The sequence below is a fragment of the Aminobacter sp. DSM 101952 genome (assembly GCF_001424795.1).
GTDB lineage: Bacteria > Pseudomonadota > Alphaproteobacteria > Rhizobiales > Rhizobiaceae > Aminobacter > Aminobacter aganoensis.
Window position 1 is genome coordinate 1 of sequence record NZ_LMCL01000007.1, and the last position, 14,858, is coordinate 14,858.

The 14,858-nt window shown below is 66.1% G+C and carries 18 protein-coding genes; 10 read left to right on the forward strand and 8 right to left on the reverse strand.

The features are described 5' to 3' along the window. Positions 1-188 precede the first annotated feature (188 nt). The 4 genes from ccmA to ASC75_RS07880 all read left to right on the forward strand — a co-directional run bounded on the left by ccmA (position 189) and on the right by ASC75_RS07880 (position 2,399). Positions 189-800: a heme ABC exporter ATP-binding protein CcmA gene (gene ccmA, locus ASC75_RS07865; protein ID WP_055972735.1), complete on the forward strand. Its 612-nt coding sequence runs from the start codon at positions 189-191 to the stop codon at positions 798-800. Positions 801-860: 60 nt separating this feature from the next. Beyond that, complete coding sequence (gene ccmB / locus ASC75_RS07870; protein ID WP_055972738.1) at positions 861-1,526, forward strand: heme exporter protein CcmB; 666 nt, start codon at positions 861-863, stop codon at positions 1,524-1,526. A gap of 127 nt (positions 1,527-1,653) precedes the next feature. Next, positions 1,654-1,824 (forward strand): heme exporter protein CcmD, encoded by a 171-nt coding sequence (ccmD, locus tag ASC75_RS07875; protein ID WP_055972740.1) that lies wholly within the window; start codon positions 1,654-1,656, stop codon positions 1,822-1,824. Beyond that, the gene (locus tag ASC75_RS07880) at positions 1,821-2,399 is read left to right on the forward strand and encodes a DsbE family thiol:disulfide interchange protein (RefSeq protein WP_055972743.1); all 579 of its coding nucleotides are present in this window, start codon (positions 1,821-1,823) and stop codon (positions 2,397-2,399) included. Before ccmD ends, ASC75_RS07880 begins: the two co-directional genes overlap by 4 nt. 54 nt (positions 2,400-2,453) lie before the next feature. Here ASC75_RS07880 and ASC75_RS07885 read toward each other — a convergent pair whose 3' ends face one another. The 6 genes from ASC75_RS07885 to dapF all read right to left on the reverse strand — a co-directional run bounded on the left by ASC75_RS07885 (position 2,454) and on the right by dapF (position 8,012). Continuing rightward, a complete protein-coding gene (locus tag ASC75_RS07885; RefSeq protein WP_108609643.1) occupies positions 2,454-2,621 on the reverse strand; it encodes a hypothetical protein in 168 nt (55 codons plus the stop codon). 173 nt (positions 2,622-2,794) lie between these two features. Next, positions 2,795-3,409 (reverse strand): pyridoxamine 5'-phosphate oxidase family protein, encoded by a 615-nt coding sequence (locus tag ASC75_RS07890; protein WP_055972749.1) that lies wholly within the window; start codon positions 3,407-3,409, stop codon positions 2,795-2,797. A gap of 10 nt (positions 3,410-3,419) precedes the next feature. After that, positions 3,420-4,073: a septation protein A gene (locus ASC75_RS07895; RefSeq protein WP_055972752.1), complete on the reverse strand. Its 654-nt coding sequence runs from the start codon at positions 4,071-4,073 to the stop codon at positions 3,420-3,422. A 3-nt stretch (positions 4,074-4,076) separates the two neighbouring features. Beyond that, positions 4,077-5,831, reverse strand: coding sequence for a signal recognition particle-docking protein FtsY (ftsY, locus tag ASC75_RS07900; protein ID WP_055972754.1), 1,755 nt, complete (start codon positions 5,829-5,831; stop codon positions 4,077-4,079). A gap of 13 nt (positions 5,832-5,844) precedes the next feature. Further along, positions 5,845-7,128: a tRNA (N(6)-L-threonylcarbamoyladenosine(37)-C(2))-methylthiotransferase MtaB gene (gene mtaB, locus ASC75_RS07905; protein ID WP_055972756.1), complete on the reverse strand. Its 1,284-nt coding sequence runs from the start codon at positions 7,126-7,128 to the stop codon at positions 5,845-5,847. Next, complete coding sequence (dapF, locus tag ASC75_RS07910) at positions 7,128-8,012, reverse strand: diaminopimelate epimerase (RefSeq protein ID WP_055972759.1); 885 nt, start codon at positions 8,010-8,012, stop codon at positions 7,128-7,130. Before dapF ends, mtaB begins: the two co-directional genes overlap by 1 nt. A gap of 221 nt (positions 8,013-8,233) precedes the next feature. Between dapF and ASC75_RS07915 the strand changes: the two genes are divergently transcribed. Both ASC75_RS07915 and zapE read left to right on the forward strand, forming a co-directional pair. Further along, positions 8,234-8,779 carry a protease inhibitor Inh/omp19 family protein gene (locus ASC75_RS07915; protein ID WP_055972763.1) on the forward strand — a complete coding sequence of 182 codons (546 nt, stop codon included), beginning with the start codon at positions 8,234-8,236 and terminating at the stop codon, positions 8,777-8,779. Between the two features lie 129 nt (positions 8,780-8,908). Further along, positions 8,909-10,090: a cell division protein ZapE gene (gene zapE, locus ASC75_RS07920; RefSeq protein ID WP_055972766.1), complete on the forward strand. Its 1,182-nt coding sequence runs from the start codon at positions 8,909-8,911 to the stop codon at positions 10,088-10,090. A gap of 27 nt (positions 10,091-10,117) precedes the next feature. On the opposite strand, the gene ASC75_RS07925 is transcribed toward zapE, so the two are convergent. Continuing rightward, on the reverse strand, positions 10,118-10,822 hold the full coding sequence (locus ASC75_RS07925) for a ceramidase domain-containing protein (protein WP_055972767.1): 705 nt from the start codon (positions 10,820-10,822) through the stop codon (positions 10,118-10,120). A 204-nt stretch (positions 10,823-11,026) separates the two neighbouring features. Between ASC75_RS07925 and ASC75_RS07930 the strand changes: the two genes are divergently transcribed. The 4 genes from ASC75_RS07930 to ASC75_RS07945 all read left to right on the forward strand — a co-directional run bounded on the left by ASC75_RS07930 (position 11,027) and on the right by ASC75_RS07945 (position 14,225). Continuing rightward, positions 11,027-11,782: a thioredoxin family protein gene (locus ASC75_RS07930; protein WP_055972770.1), complete on the forward strand. Its 756-nt coding sequence runs from the start codon at positions 11,027-11,029 to the stop codon at positions 11,780-11,782. A 409-nt stretch (positions 11,783-12,191) separates the two neighbouring features. Beyond that, positions 12,192-12,575 (forward strand): DUF2794 domain-containing protein, encoded by a 384-nt coding sequence (locus ASC75_RS07935; protein WP_055972773.1) that lies wholly within the window; start codon positions 12,192-12,194, stop codon positions 12,573-12,575. Positions 12,576-12,681: 106 nt separating this feature from the next. After that, positions 12,682-13,203: a GNAT family N-acetyltransferase gene (locus ASC75_RS07940; protein ID WP_055972776.1), complete on the forward strand. Its 522-nt coding sequence runs from the start codon at positions 12,682-12,684 to the stop codon at positions 13,201-13,203. Beyond that, positions 13,200-14,225 (forward strand): histone deacetylase family protein, encoded by a 1,026-nt coding sequence (locus ASC75_RS07945; protein ID WP_055972778.1) that lies wholly within the window; start codon positions 13,200-13,202, stop codon positions 14,223-14,225. The genes ASC75_RS07940 and ASC75_RS07945 overlap by 4 nt, the downstream gene beginning before the upstream one ends. Before the next feature lie 5 nt (positions 14,226-14,230). Here ASC75_RS07945 and ASC75_RS07950 read toward each other — a convergent pair whose 3' ends face one another. Then, entirely contained in the window at positions 14,231-14,779 is a 549-nt protein-coding gene (locus ASC75_RS07950; protein ID WP_055972780.1) for a DUF308 domain-containing protein, read from the reverse strand. Between the last annotated feature and the right edge of the window lie 79 nt (positions 14,780-14,858).

A 14,858-nucleotide genomic window follows, 5' to 3' on the forward strand; every position in this document is an offset into this window, starting at 1 on the left:
GCTCCCAAGCAACCCGAGCCGTTCAAGGCGGCGCGTGCGCTGGTTCGGCGCATATTCTCTTTACCATGCCGACCGCTGGCATCGTCGACTGGCATATAGAGAATTAATTGGAATAGTTCTAGACGGAGATTCGCCTATTTTGCCGTGACGCAAGGCAGCGGGGACACGGCTTCGGCGACGGGGGAAGAATGCGGCTGATCGCCGAAAATCTCAGCGGAGAGCGCGGCGGCGAAGCAGTCTTCGCCGGCATCGGCTTTGCGCTCGAGGACGGCCAGAGCCTGGTCGTCACCGGTCCCAACGGCTCCGGCAAGTCGACCCTGCTGCGCGTCATCGCCGGCCTGCTGCCGCATCTCCACGGGCGAATCGCCATCGAGGGCGGCGGTGAGGATTTCCCGACGGTTGCCTCCGCCTGCCACTATCTGGGTCACCAGAACGCCATGAAGGCGGCCCTCACCGTCGACGAGAACCTCGCCTTCTGGCGCCGGTTTTCCGGCGACGGCAGGCTCTCCATCGCCGATGCGCTCGAACAGGTCGACCTCGGCGGCCTCGGCCACCTGCCCTTCGGCTACCTCTCGACCGGCCAGAAGCGCCGTGCCGCGATCGCCAAACTGCTGATCAGCCACCGCCCGGTCTGGCTTCTCGACGAACCCACCGCCGGCCTCGACAAGGCCTCGGAAGCGCGCTTCACCGAACTGATGAAGGCCCATTGCGCCGCCGGCGGCATCGTCGCCGCCGCCACCCACCTGCCGCTCGGGCTGGGCGGAGCGACGACGCTGGAGATGGGGCGGACGCATGGCTGACCCACGCTTGCGCTCCATGTTGCCCCTCTCTGGCCTCCTGGAATTCGCCGGAGGGCACCCATGCTAGCCCTCTACCTTCGCGACCTCAGGATGGGTATCCGCTCCGGCGGCGGGGCGCTGACCGGCGTGCTGTTCTTCCTCGCCGTCATCGTCACCATCCCCTTCGGCGTCGGCCCCGACCTCAACCTGCTCGCCCGCATCGGCCCGGCCATCCTGTGGATCGGCGCGCTGCTGGCCAGCCTGCTCGGCCTCGACAGGCTGTTCCAGGCCGACCGCGAGGATGGGTCGCTCGATCTCCTGGTGCTGAATTCCGACCGCCACATGCTGGCGCTGACCGTGTTCGTCAAATGCCTGGCGCATTGGAGCGCCAGCGTGCTGCCGCTGGTCATCGCCGCCCCGCTGCTGGGGCTGTTCGTGAACATGCCGCCGCTCGGCATCGGTGCCGCAGCCCTCACCCTTCTCGTCGGCACGCCGGCCATCGTCTTCGTCGGCGCCGCAGGTGCCGCCGTCACCGTCGCCCTGCCGCGCGGCGGCCTGCTGATCTCGGTGCTGGTGCTGCCGCTGGTCATTCCCGTGCTGATCTTCGGCGTCACCGCCAGCTACGGCGCGGTCAACGACCCCGACCCGTTCATGCCGCCGTTTCTCATCCTTTGCGCACTGACCATGTTCCTCGCCGTCATCGGCCCGCTGGCCGCGGCCATAGCTCTGCGCTCGGGCACCGACTGATCACGATCGCTTCAACTGCCCCCGGTGCGGCGCGGCGTCCAATTGCACGGCGCCACAGCCGCGGCTAAGTGAAGGGCATGGTCACAAGCGTCGACATGATGAAGTTCTGCCAGCGGATGGCTGCCCGATGAGCGCGCATGCCCTTTATGTCGCCGCCGCTTATGGCGTCTCGGCGCTGGCGATCGCCGGGCTGATCGTCTGGATTCTCGCCGACCAGCGCGCCCGCAAGCGCGAACTGGCGGAACTCGAGGCGGCAGGCCATCGCCGCCGCTCCGACCGCAGCGGGGCCGCGGCATGACCATGGAAACCGAAAAGCCGGCCCGCCCGCGCAAGCTGTTCGTGCTGCTGCCGCTGCTGCTCTTCCTGGCGCTCGCGGTCGTTTTCCTGATGCAGTTGCTGTCCGGCCGCGACCTGTCGGTCGTGCCCTCGGCGCTGATCGGCCAGGCCGCGCCCAAGACCGTGCTGCCGCCGCTCGAAGGCATTTCGCTTCCCGGTCTCGACTCGGCCGAATTCATCGGCAAGGTGACGTTGGTCAACGTCTGGGCGTCATGGTGCGCGCCCTGCCGCGAAGAACATCCGGTGATCGTCGGCCTGTCCAAGGACGAGCGGCTGACCATCGTCGGGCTGAATTACAAGGACAAGCCGGAAAACGCCCGCCGCTTCCTCGGCGACCTCGGCAATCCCTATAAGGCGGTTGGCGTCGACCCCAACGGCCGCGCCGCGATCGACTGGGGCGTGTACGGCATTCCGGAAACCTTCCTCGTCGGCAAGGACGGCAAGATCGCGTTCAAGCATGTCGGCCCGATGTCGCCCGAAACGGTCGCGGCCACGCTGATGCCCGAGATCGAGAAGGCCGCCGCGGCTTCCCAATGAGCCGTGGCGCGGGCCAGGCTGCCCGCCATGTCCGACGGCGACCTCGTCGCCCGCTTAGCCGTAGACCTGCTTGAAGGCCTGGTACAGCATCTCGCTGCGGTCGGCGCGCATGTCGGCCAGGTCGCGGCCGGAAAAGCCGTCGATCTCGGCGACGAGGCGCTTGTACTGCTTGCGCTTGGAAGCGCTTTCGCGGGCACGGGTCAGAAGGCTGTCGAAAAACATCGTCGTTCCTTTCGTCATGCCGCTGGTGCGGCGCGATTTGACCTCCCTGATCAATTCGACGATGACATAGGAACTGCTGCGCCGCAAAATAAGATGCTGCAACGCAGCATTGCGACTGGCGCATATCGAGTTAACGAAGCCTCAACGCGCCGGCATGGCTTGGCCGATGGCCGCTACCACATGCTCTTGCGGTAGGATTCGTCGAGCGAGCGGTCGAGCGCCTCGGCATTGTCGGCAAGCGCCAGCTGGTCGTGCAGGATCTGCCCGAGCGTCGGCAGGCTGGTGCGATCGGGCCATGTTCCGGGCAGCCACAGCTCGGAACGCATGAACGCCTTGGCGCAGTGCATGTACACCGCCTTGATGGCGACGACCATGACGGTGACCGGCGGCTTGCCTTCGGCGGCGAGCTGCTCGCGCAGCCCGATGTCGGCGGTGATCCGTGCATCGCCATTGATGCGCAGCGTCTCGTTCATGCCCGGGATCAGGAACAGCAGGCCCACGGCCGGGTTGGCGACGACGTTTTCCAGCGTGTCGAGCCGGTTGTTGCCCGGCCGGTCGGGAATGGCGATGGTGGCGTCGTCGAGCACGGCGACAAAGCCCGGCCTGTCGCCCTTGGGCGTGACGTCGGCGTTGCCCTTGCCGTCGGACGAGCCGATCAGCACGAACGGGCTGCGCGCCAGGAAACTCGTTGCATGACGGTCGAGAAGGCGGAGTTCCTTCTTCACCGCGCCGTCGCCGGGCGCGCGGTAATGCTGGCACAGCGCCTCGCGGTCGGTGATGAACTCCACGGCGGCTCTCCTATTTCTGCGAATGCTCTTCCAGCGAATGGCGCATGATCAGCGGCATCTGGCTGAAGGTGAACAGAAGCGTGATGGGCATGATGCCCCACACCTTGAACGCCACCCAGGTGTCGGTCGAGAACGAGCGCCAGACCACCTCGTTGACCACGGCGAGGAACAGGAAGAACAGCCCCCAGCGGAAGGTCAGCTTGCGCCAGCCTTCGGCGTCGAGCCGGAAGGCGGAGGCAAAGACATAGCCGAGCAGCGACTTGCCGAACAACAGGCCCCCCAGCAGGATCGCGCCGAACAGCGTGTTGACGATGGTCGGCTTCATCTTGATGAAAACGTCGTCCTGCAGGTAGAGCGTCAGCGCGCCGAAGACGAAGACGACGACGCCCGACACCAGCGGCATGATCGGCAGCGAGCGGGTCAACAGCCACGAGGCGATCAGCGCAATCGCGGTTGCCGCCATGAACAGGCCGGTGGCGATGAAGATCGGCCCGCCGAGCTCGGCCAGCGTCGGAAACTGCGTCGCCAGCCATTCGCCGCGCGCATTGGCGAAGAAGAACACGACAAGCGGCCCCAGTTCCAGCGCCAGCTTCAGCAGCGGGCTGATCTCTTCCTTCTTGGTTTTCGGGTCCGAAGGATCGCTTTCGAGGATCGGTGCATTCATAGGTCAGGCGACTCCTGCGATCGCCTTGGCGAAATCGCTTGCCGAGAAGGGTTCGAGGTCGTCGACCTGTTCGCCGACGCCGATGAAATAGACCGGCAGCTTATGTTTGGCGGCGATTGCGACCAAAATACCGCCGCGCGCCGTACCGTCGAGCTTTGTCATCACCAGGCCGTTGACGCCCGCGATGTTGCGGAAGATTTCGACCTGGTTGAGCGCGTTCTGGCCGGTGGTCGCGTCGACCGTCTGCAGCACCGTGTGCGGCGCCTCGGGATCGAGCTTGCCGAGCACGCGCACGATCTTCTCGAGTTCGGCCATCAGTTCGGCCTTGTTCTGCAGGCGTCCGGCGGTGTCGATGATCAGCACGTCGGATCCCGCTTCCCTGGCCTGCTCGAAGGCATCGTAGGCAAGGCCGGCAGCGTCGGCGCCGAGCTTGGTGGCGATGACGGGCGACTTCGTCCGCTCGCCCCAGATCTTGAGCTGTTCGATGGCAGCGGCACGGAACGTGTCGCCGGCGGCGAGCATCACCGACAGGCCGGGCTCGGTCAGCTTGGCGGCGAGCTTGCCGATGGTGGTGGTCTTGCCGGTGCCGTTGACGCCGACGACCAGGATGACATGCGGCTTGTGCGTGAGGTCGAGCTCCAGCGGCAGCGCCACCGGCTTCAGCACCTTCTCGACCTCGACCGCCATGATCGAGCGGACTTCATGGTCGGAGACGTCCTTGCCGTAGCGGCTCGATGCCAGCGCGTCGGTGACGCGAAGTGCCGTCTCGACACCGAGATCGGCACGGATCAGCACGTCTTCGAGATCCTGCAGCGTGTCTTCGTCAAGCTTCCGCTTGGTGAAGATGCCGGCGATGTTGCCCGACAGCTCCTTCGACGACCGCGACAGGCCCTGGCGCAGGCGCTGGAACCAGCTCTGGCGCGGCGCAGGCGCGGCCACTTCCACGACCTCGGCCTTCTGCTCGACCTTCTTCTGGACCGTGACCTTGCCGGCGGACGTTTTTGGCTCCGCTACAGCGGCCGACGGTTCGACAGGAGCCGGCGCAACCTCCTCTCCCCCCTTGAGGGGGAGATGGCCCGAAGGACCAGAGGGGGTCGGCTCCCCCGCGCTCGGCGTCATCTCCACAATGCTCGGCGTCGCGTCCGACGATTCGGCAACCCCACCCGGCCTCGGCAGCTCGGGCGTCGAAGGCGTCGGCTGGGCAGGAACCTCCTCGGGCAGTTCGGGCGTGGATGGCTCCGCCGGCGGCAACGGGACCTCTGCCGGCGCAGGCTCCGGCTCGACCGGGCTCGGCGCAGGCGCGGGCTGCTCGGCAGGCTTTTCCGGCTCGACGGCGGGAACTTCCGGTTCCGGAGCGGGCTTTGGCTCTTCCGGCGGCGCCGGCTGCGGCGCGGGTTCGACCGGCACGGGCTGCTCGGCCGGCTTCGGCTCGGGCACCACAGGCGGCGCCGGCGGCGTTTCCGGTGCGGGTTCGGGCTTCGGCTCCTCAGGCGCGGCGTCCTCTCCCCCCTTGAGGAGGAGATGGTCCGCAGGACCAGAGGGGGTCACCTCCAACTCGGCGACGACCCCACCCCGATCGACTTCGTCGATCGACCCTCCCCTCAAGGGGGAGGGAGTCTCGGCCGCCACCTCTTCCGTCGGCTTCAACGCTTCCAGCGCGTCGAAATTCAGTGGCGGCAGGACCTCGTCCTCGGCCGGCTGCTCGACGGTCTCCTTCTTGCCGAAGGAGAAGACTTTCTTGATGAACCCGAATGCCATGCGGTCGCTTTCGTCAGGCCGCGCGCGCGGCGGCCGGTGCCGCTGTCAGCCGCTCGCCGTCGTGCCCGGCGATGTCGACCTCGATGATTTCGCCCGCCACGCCCCGGTCGAGGGCAACGAGCGTGAAACCTTCCGTCCGCCCGAGCCCCTCGCGCTCGACAAGCACCTTCTGGTGCGAGTCCTTGAGGCTTTCGAGATGTCGCGTGTAGGCGACGTCGCCGGCGGCGCGCAGGCGGGCGGCGCGCTGCTTGACGATGTCGCGGCGCACCTGGGGCATGCGCGCGGCGGGCGTGCCCTCGCGCGGGCTGAACGGGAAGACGTGGAGATGGGTCAGCCCGCACTCCTCGACGATGTGGATCGAGTTTTCGAACATCTCGTCGGTCTCGGTCGGGAAGCCGGCGATGATGTCCGCGCCGAAGACTATGTCGGGGCGGAGCTTGCGCACATCGGCGCAGAACTGGATCGACTGGTCGCGCAGATGCCGTCGCTTCATGCGCTTCAGGATCATGTCGTCGCCCGACTGCAGCGACAGGTGCAGGTGCGGCATCAGCCGGCTCTCGGTGGCGACGGCTTCGAGCAGGTCTTCGTCGGCCTCGATGGAGTCGATGGAGGAAAGCCGCAGGCGCTGAACATCCGGCACCTGGCGCAGGATCGTCCGGACCAGCTTGCCCAGACGCGGCGCGCCCGGCAGGTCGGCGCCGTAGCTGGTCATGTCGACGCCCGACAGCACCACCTCGGCATAGCCGTTGCCGGCGAGCCGCTTGATCTGCTCGACCACCGCCCCCATCGGCACCGAACGCGAATTGCCCCGGCCATAGGGGATGATGCAGAAGGTGCAGCGGTGGTCGCAGCCGTTCTGCACCTGGACGAAGGCACGCGCCCGGCCCTCGATGGCGTCCACCATGTGGCCCGCCGTCTCGCGCACGGAAAAGATGTCGTTGACGCGGGCCTTCTCGAAATCGTTGACGCCGAAATCCGGCAGCGCCCGGTAATTGTGCGCCTTGAGCTTCTCTTCGTTGCCGAGCACGAGGTCGACCTCTGCCATGTCGGCAAAGGCGGCCGGATCGGTCTGCGCCGCACAACCGGTCACGATGATGCGCGCGTCCGGGTTTTCGCGCCGCGCCTTGCGGATCGACTGCTTGGCCTGGCGCACCGCTTCACTGGTCACCGCGCAGGTGTTGAATATGACAGCGCCGCCCTTGAGTTCTTCCAGCCCGGCGGCCTTGGCCTCGCGCTTCATCACCTCCGATTCATAGGTGTTGAGGCGGCAGCCGAAAGTGACGACATCGACCGCCATCAGGCGACGTCCTGCCGGTCGCGGGTCCAGCCGCCGGTGGCCGGATCGAAGCTGCCGGAGAATTCCCACTCGGCCGGGCCGGTCATGACCACGTGGTCGTCGGCGCGCCAGTCGATCTTCAGCGTCCCGCCGCTCGGCACCGTCACCGTGACCGTCCGGCCGGTACGGCCGGTGCGGGCGGCGGAGACGGCGGCCGCACAGGTGGCCGAGCCGCAGGCCAGCGTCAGGCCGGCGCCGCGCTCCCAGGTGCGCAGGTTGAGCGTTTCGCGCGAAGTCACCTGGGCGATCGAGATGTTGGCGCGCTCGGGAAAGATCGGATGGTTTTCCAGCAGCGGCCCGAAGCGATCGAGGTCGTAGGACCAGACGTCGTCATCGACCCAGAAGATGGCGTGCGGGTTGCCCATCGAGGCGACCGAGGGTGAGTGCAGCACCGGCGCGTCGATCGGCCCGATCTGCAGCTCGATCGCGCGGGTATCGCGGAATTCTTCCGCCAGCGGGATGTCCTGCCAGCCGAAGCGTGGGACGCCCATGTCGACGGAGATGGTGCCGTCCTCGTGCTCCTCGGCATTGAGGATGCCGGCAACCGTCTCGAAGGTGAACACCTTCTGCCCGGTCTCGGCTGACAGTGCCTGCACCACGCAGCGCGTGCCGTTGCCGCAGGCCTGGGCATGGGTGCCGTCGGAATTGATGATCTCGATGTAATTGACCGTACCCGGCGTGCGCGGATCGTGGATCGCCATGATCTGGTCGAACCTGGTCGCCGGATCGGCGGCGAGCGCAATCGCCGCGGCAGGCGTGACACGGTCGGCGCGGCCGCGCATGTCGGCGACGATGATCTCGTTGCCGAGCCCGTTCATCTTGGCGAAAGGGGCCTCACTGGCCATGGCAGACATTTCTCGTGGCTGTTCGGCGCCTATATGGCGGAAACATCGTGCAATTACCAGTCTCGCGGCACGCCGGCCTCTTGAGACAATTTTGCAACATGTTCATACGCAAACCCTATTTTAACCATATCGGGTTGAAATTCTGCCAACTTCGCCGCTTTAGAGGCGAGCTATCGATCGCGCGGGGGCGCCCCCAGAACTGCCCCGACGGAGGGACTGCAATGGCTTTTTCGAAAACCGGCCTGCTGGCCGCATCGCTGGTAGCGCTGATGACGGCGGCCGGCTGCACCAGTACGCGCCTTTCCTCGATGGACACCCAGCCCGCGCCGCTGCCCGCGGCTCCTGCCGGCACGGTGACCAGCGGCCAGCTGCCGCCGCCCGCGGCGCCCGGTGCCGCCAGCGCCTCGCAGTTCCCGGCGGCACCCCAGCAGCAGACCCAGGTCGCGGCACTGCCCGCCGACGGTGGCGCTGCTGCCGCCAACGCGCCCGACCTCACCGCGGCCAGCGTCGCTGGTGTGTGGAGCGCTTCGGTTTCCGGCCAGAGCTGCAAGGTGGCGACGCCGCAGACCAAGTTCGGCCAGGGCTTCCGGGCCGGCCCGCTGCGCTGCCCGGCACCGGTCGACGGCGTCAAGTCGTGGAACGTCGCCGGCAAGCAGCTGACGCTTTATGATGAAGGCGGCTCGCCGCTGGCACGGCTCTATTCGTCGGGCGCCGGCCGCTTCGACGGCCAGACCTCCAACGGCCTGCCGATCTCGCTCAACCGCTGATGCATGACCCGAAAATCGAAATCGATTTTCGGACAGGATCATGCATAGTTGAAATGCTGCAGCGTCCTTGCGCGTCCAACGGACGCCTGGCGCTGCAAGCAGACTTTCGAATTCGTACCCGAGTGAACCATGCACCTGCGTGACGGCCTGCAGACCCATGTGACCGTCAGGCAGCGCTACGACCATCTCGTCGAGCTCGGCAACGTCCGCCGCGACCCGGCGCAGCTGTCCATCGTCGCTGCCCTCGACAAGCTGATCGATGAGATTTCCGACAAGCGCCTGGCGCGCAAGTCGAGCGCGCTTGGCTGGCTGTTCGCCAAGCGCAAGCCCCAGCGCGAGCCCGTGAAGGGCCTCTACGTCTATGGCGGCGTCGGCCGCGGCAAGACCATGCTGATGGACATGTTCTTCGAGCTGGTGCCGGTCAAGCACAAGCGCCGCGTCCATTTCAACGACTTCATGGCCGACGTGCACGACCGCATCCAGAAGCAGCGGGCGGCGCGCAAGAACGGCACCTCGCGCGACGACGATCCGATACCCCCTGTCGCCGCAGCGCTGGCCGAAGAGGCCTGGGTGCTGTGCTTCGACGAGTTTTCGGTCACCGACATTGCCGACGCGATGATCCTGTCGCGGCTCTTTGCAGCGCTGTTCGGGCTCGGCGTGGTGCTGGTCGCCACCTCCAACGTGGCGCCGAAGGACCTTTACCGCGACGGCCTGAACCGCCAGCTGTTCCTGCCCTTCATCGCCATGCTCGAGCAGAACGCCGCGGTGCTCAATCTCGATGCCGACACCGACTACCGGCTGGAACAGCTCGACCGTGTTCCGGTCTATCTCAGCCCGCTCGGCGAAGCCGCGGACAAGGCGATGGACAAGGCGTGGGCGGCGGTGACCCATGGCGCTCCGGCCCAGCCTGCGACCGTCGCCGTCAAGGGCCGCAAGGTCCAGGTGCCGGCTGCGGTCGGCGGTTGCGCGCGCTTCAGCTTCGCCGACCTCTGCGACAAGCCGCTGGCGGCACGCGACTATCTTGCCATTGCTGCGCACTACCAGACGATCTTCGTCGACCACGTGCCGGTCATGGCCGAAGCCAACCGCAACGAGGCCAAGCGCTTCATCCTCTTGATCGACACGCTCTACGACCAGAATGTACGGCTGGTGCTCAGCGCTGCCGCCACGCCCGACAAGCTCTATGCCGGCAAGCGCGGCCATGAGGCCTTCGAGTTCGACCGCACCTCGTCGCGCCTGATCGAGATGCAGGGCAGCGAATGGCTCGACCGCTGGGCCGAACGGCACGCACAGCCGGCAGCCTCTGCCTGACCGGCAAGGCTGCCTCACTGCTCCCGCTCACTGCCAGGCGCCCACGGCTCCCGACATCGCACGAGACTCTGTCCGCGGCTTTGCATGGCGCGTCGTTGCAGCCATCAGCACGCCGAGCATCAGCCCGTTGAGCACATGCCACATGAAATGCGTACCGATCGGCATGGCGTCGCAGACCAGGGGATCGAGCACCCGGCAGGTGACCGAGCCCAGGAAGATCGCCGCGGCGGCCAGATTGTACCAGCCGGCGGCACTGCCCTTGGCGATGACCACGCAACCGAAGAAGATCAGCGCCAGGAATGGCGGCAGGTAGCCGGTGGTGCCGTTCGAAGCTTCGCGCAGCCAGTCGGGCACCATGTAGGTCAGCAGGCCGACCGCGATGTAGAAGCCGAAAAAGATGACAAGCGCCTTCGGCCACGCCATGCCGGCAAAACGCCTGAGGTTGAACAGCGTATAGGCAAGCGTGAATCCGGCAATGGGCAGGATGTCGGCCCATTTGGTGGCTTCGGTGGCGAAGGTATGGAACAGCGTCGAGCCGATGCCGATCGCCACCACCCACCAGCCCAGCACCTCGGCGAAGACGCCGGCCTTGCGCCGCCGCGCCTCGCAGACACCCCACAGGCCGGCGGCGAAGAAGGCGAGGTTGCTGACCGCATTGAGCGGTTCGGCCCAGAGGCCGGGACTCAGCCGCTCGCAGTAAAGGTCGACATGTTGGCTTAGCTGTTCCAGCATCGATGCTTCCCCCGCCGGTCCCCGATCCTACCCTCGTCGAAGCATTTTTCGACAGGAAATTGCGCATGTCGTAGGTGACGCAGCGGAAATGCATGCCCGGCAAAATTTCACCGCAACGTGACTTCCCGTTGAATGGCGCATCTGCCACATATTTCGCCAACCATAAGAAAAGCCGGTGACGTCGGCTGAGGATCCGGATTGGTCATGGAGTTTCGCACATATTTTCGGCTGGCAGCCGTGGCGCTGGCCCTCACCGGATTTGCCGGTTCGGCCCATTCCCAGGTAAAGGATCGACCGCTTGGCGTGATCGAGCTTTTCACCAGCCAGGGCTGCAACTCCTGTCCGCCAGCCGACGAACTCTTTGCCGAATACGCCGCCAAGGATGACACGGTAGCGCTCGCCTATCACGTCACCTATTGGGACTATCTCGGCTGGCAGGACCAATTGGCCAGCAAGGACAACACCGAGCGCCAGTACGCCTATATGCGCGCCTTCGGTTCTCGCTCCGTCTACACGCCGCAGGCCGTCATCAATGGCCGCACCCACGTCAGTGGCGCCAAGCGCGAAGACGTGACCGGCGCGCTCGACAACCTCGCCAAGACCGGCCAGGCCATGAATGTCGACATAACGGTCACCGAAAAGGCCGACACCTACACCATCGATGTCGGCGCCGCCCAGGGCGCGACCGGTGCCGCGCATGTCGTGGTCGTCCACTACAAGGCGCCGGAGGAAGTCGACCTCCAGAAGGGCGAGAACAAGGGCCGCAGGGTCACCTACTGGAACGCCGTCACCGACCTGCACACCGCAGGCATGTGGCACGGCAAGACACAGCGCTACGAACTGCCCAGGAGCGAAGTGGAAAAGAAGGGCGGCTGCGCCGTGCTGCTGCAGGCGGTCGGCAAGGATGGCCTGCCCGGCCCGATCCTTGGCGCGGCCGTGGTGCGCAGGCCGGACGAATAACCCCGCCCCGGGGCGAAACCGTCATGCAAAAAAGCCGACGCCAGCTTGTTGCCAGACGTCGGCTTCAGATTTTGGGATCGTCGCACCTGGTTCCAGTAAGAACCGAGGTTGGTTCGATCCGACTCGGGCCCGTGGGCGGGGGGCTTGGGGTTTACGAGCCAGTGCCGGACCGAACCGTCTCAGGCAACGGGGGTAAAGTCGTCGGACATTGGGGCGCCAGCGCGGATAAAAAACGGCAGGAATGTGGCGAGTCATCACCAATTCCAACAGACTGTCTCGCAAACGTTACCGTTGCGGCAAGCTTGTCCACTCCCCTTCGCCATATGGTTTGATTCGCCGCCGCGGCTTGCAATTCGGGCGCGAATGGGCGATTCTTTAGCCGTAGTCGTATTCTGCAAAGGAACGATTCATGACGGATCGCGGTGCTGGAGCGGAGGATGGCGAGACATCCGCAGTGATCCCGCTTCATGAGGCCCGCCGGGAGCGGCAGGATCTTCCGGTGGCTTTCGAGCGACGGGAACTCGACCAGATCCTCAGGCTCTACGGACGCATGGTCGCTGCCAATGAATGGCGCGACTACGCAATCGACCATCTCAGCGATCGCGCCGTCTTCTCGGTGTTCCGCCGCACCAGCGAAACCCCGTTGTTCCAGATCGTCAAGGACCCGGGTCTGGCCCGCAAGCAGGGCGCCTTCTCCGTCGTTGCCGCCGGCGGCCTCATCCTCAAGCGCGGCCACGAGCTGGCCCGCGTGCTCGGCGTGTTCGACAAGCGGCTCAAGCTCGTCGAGGCGTGACGCTGTCGGATCATGACGGCCCGATCCTTCCGGCCAGGGACCGAATTGTGCGCGCCACAAATCACCCGATGCTATCAATCCAGCCTGTCCTCGGGATTTCGACCCAATGAACAATGCGACCAGGGCCAAGGCGTCCGCCGTTTCCATTCGCCCGGCAACGGCCGACGATGCCCCGCTTCTCATGAATGCGATCGTCGGGCTTGCCGAGCATATCGGCGAAGCCGACGGCGTGGCTTGCACCGAGGCGGATCTCCGGCAGTTCGGCTTCGGCGACAATCCGGCCTTCGAAGCGGTGATTGCCGAAGCCGACCAAGAATTCGTCGGCATGTGCCTGTTCTTCCCGATCTTCTCCACCTGGTACGGGCGGCCCGGCGTATTCGTGCAGGATCTATATGTCGACCAGCACTTCCGCAGCCTCGGCATCGGCGAGTTGCTGCTGCGCCACGTCGCAAGGCTGTCGCGGGAAAAAGGCGGCGTCTACATGAGGCTCGCGGTGGACGAGCACAACGAGCGCGCCCATCCCTTCTATACCGGGCTGGGCTTTTCCTGGACCCACGACCAGCGATCCTACATTGCAGGCGGCAGGACCTTTGCCGCGCTGTGCGAAGCCATCGGGGAGCGCGCATGAAGACCTTCTACGCCGACGAGCAGAAACGCCACGACCCCAAGGCCTTCCTGTCGATGGGGATGCAGAAGCCCAATCCCGAACGGCCCGAGCGCGTCGAGCGCCTGCTTTCGGGCGCCCGCGCCGCAGGCTCGGCGATCCACCGCCCGGCCAATGTCGGTCTCAGCCCGATCGCCGCCGTCCACACGCCCGAATACATCGAGTTCCTGGCCCACATCTTCGAGCGCTGGCAGCGCATGGAAGGTGCCTCGGCCGAGGTGATCCCCAACATCCATCCCTTTGCCCGCAACGGCAGCTACCCGGCGGGCGCTGCCGGCCAGGCCGGCTATCACATGGCCGACACCGCCTGCCCGATCTCGGCGGAAACCTTCGACAGCGCCTGCTGGAGCGCCTGGAGCGCTGTCGCTGCCGCCGATGCGGTAATGTCCGGCGAACCGGCCGCCTATGCGCTCTGCCGTCCGCCCGGCCACCATGCCTTTGCCGAGGTCGCAGGCGGCTTCTGCTTCTTCAACAATTCGGCCATCGCCGCCCAGCGGCTGCGGACGACCGCAACGCGCGTCGCCATCCTCGATGTCGACCTGCACCACGGCAACGGCACGCAAGGCATCTTCTATGCAAGGTCCGACGTGCTGACCGTGTCGCTGCATGCCGACCCGTCCCGCTTCTACCCATTCTTCTGGGGCCATGCCGACGAACGCGGCGAATCCGCTGGCCTCGGCTACAATCTCAACCTGCCTTTGCCGCGCAAGTCGGGCGACGCCGAGTTTCTCGAGGCGCTGGACCGCGCCGGCCGCCGCATCCAGGCCTTCGCGCCCGACGCGCTGGTCGTCGCGCTCGGGCTCGACGCCTTCGAAGGCGACCCGTTCGGCGGGCTGTCGGTCACCACGGCGGGATTCTCGCGCATCGGCGACGCGATCGCCCGCCTCGCCCTGCCCACCGTCATCGTCCAGGAGGGCGGCTATCTCTGCGACGCGCTCGGCGACAACCTGACCGCCTTCCTCACCGGCTTCTCCGCCGTGCGCTGAGCGGATCAGGCTCCGGCGCGGATGCGCCATGCGCGATAGAGCAGAAGCAACGCGTAGAGCAGCATCAGGAGGGTGGCGATCCGCATCAGCGTCGCCGCACTGGTCAGCGGCACGAACATCAGCGCCAGGCCGAAGGCGGCATAGACCGCGCCGCCCACCAATGTCGGCCACAGCCGCGTCTGCCGTTCGCTGTCGAGGAAACTCGACGCCATCTCGATCAACCCGACGACCAGCGCAAGAACGCCGACCAGGCTTGCGAGGAAGGAGAGCGTGAAGACGCTGGCCAGGATACCGCTGGCGATCACGATCACGCCGGCGGCGATCGACAGGACGTTGCGCGCCAATGCCAGCCAGTGGCCAGTGGTCCGCGGCGCCGCATGATCGATCGTCGCCAGCCCGAGCACGCCATCGACGAGCAACAGGCCGCCGCCGACCATCACCAGGAGCTTCACCGCCTGCGCCGGATAGAACAACGCGACCAGCGCCACGGCAACGATCAGGATGGCCCGCAACGCCGTCAGCGTCGCTTCGAAACGCTTGGTCTTCTCGGCCATGTCTTGCTCCCTCTGAACTGCGACAACCATTTGTGCGAGATAGGCTCCGGATTCGCAACCGGGGCGATTGCTGGCGCCA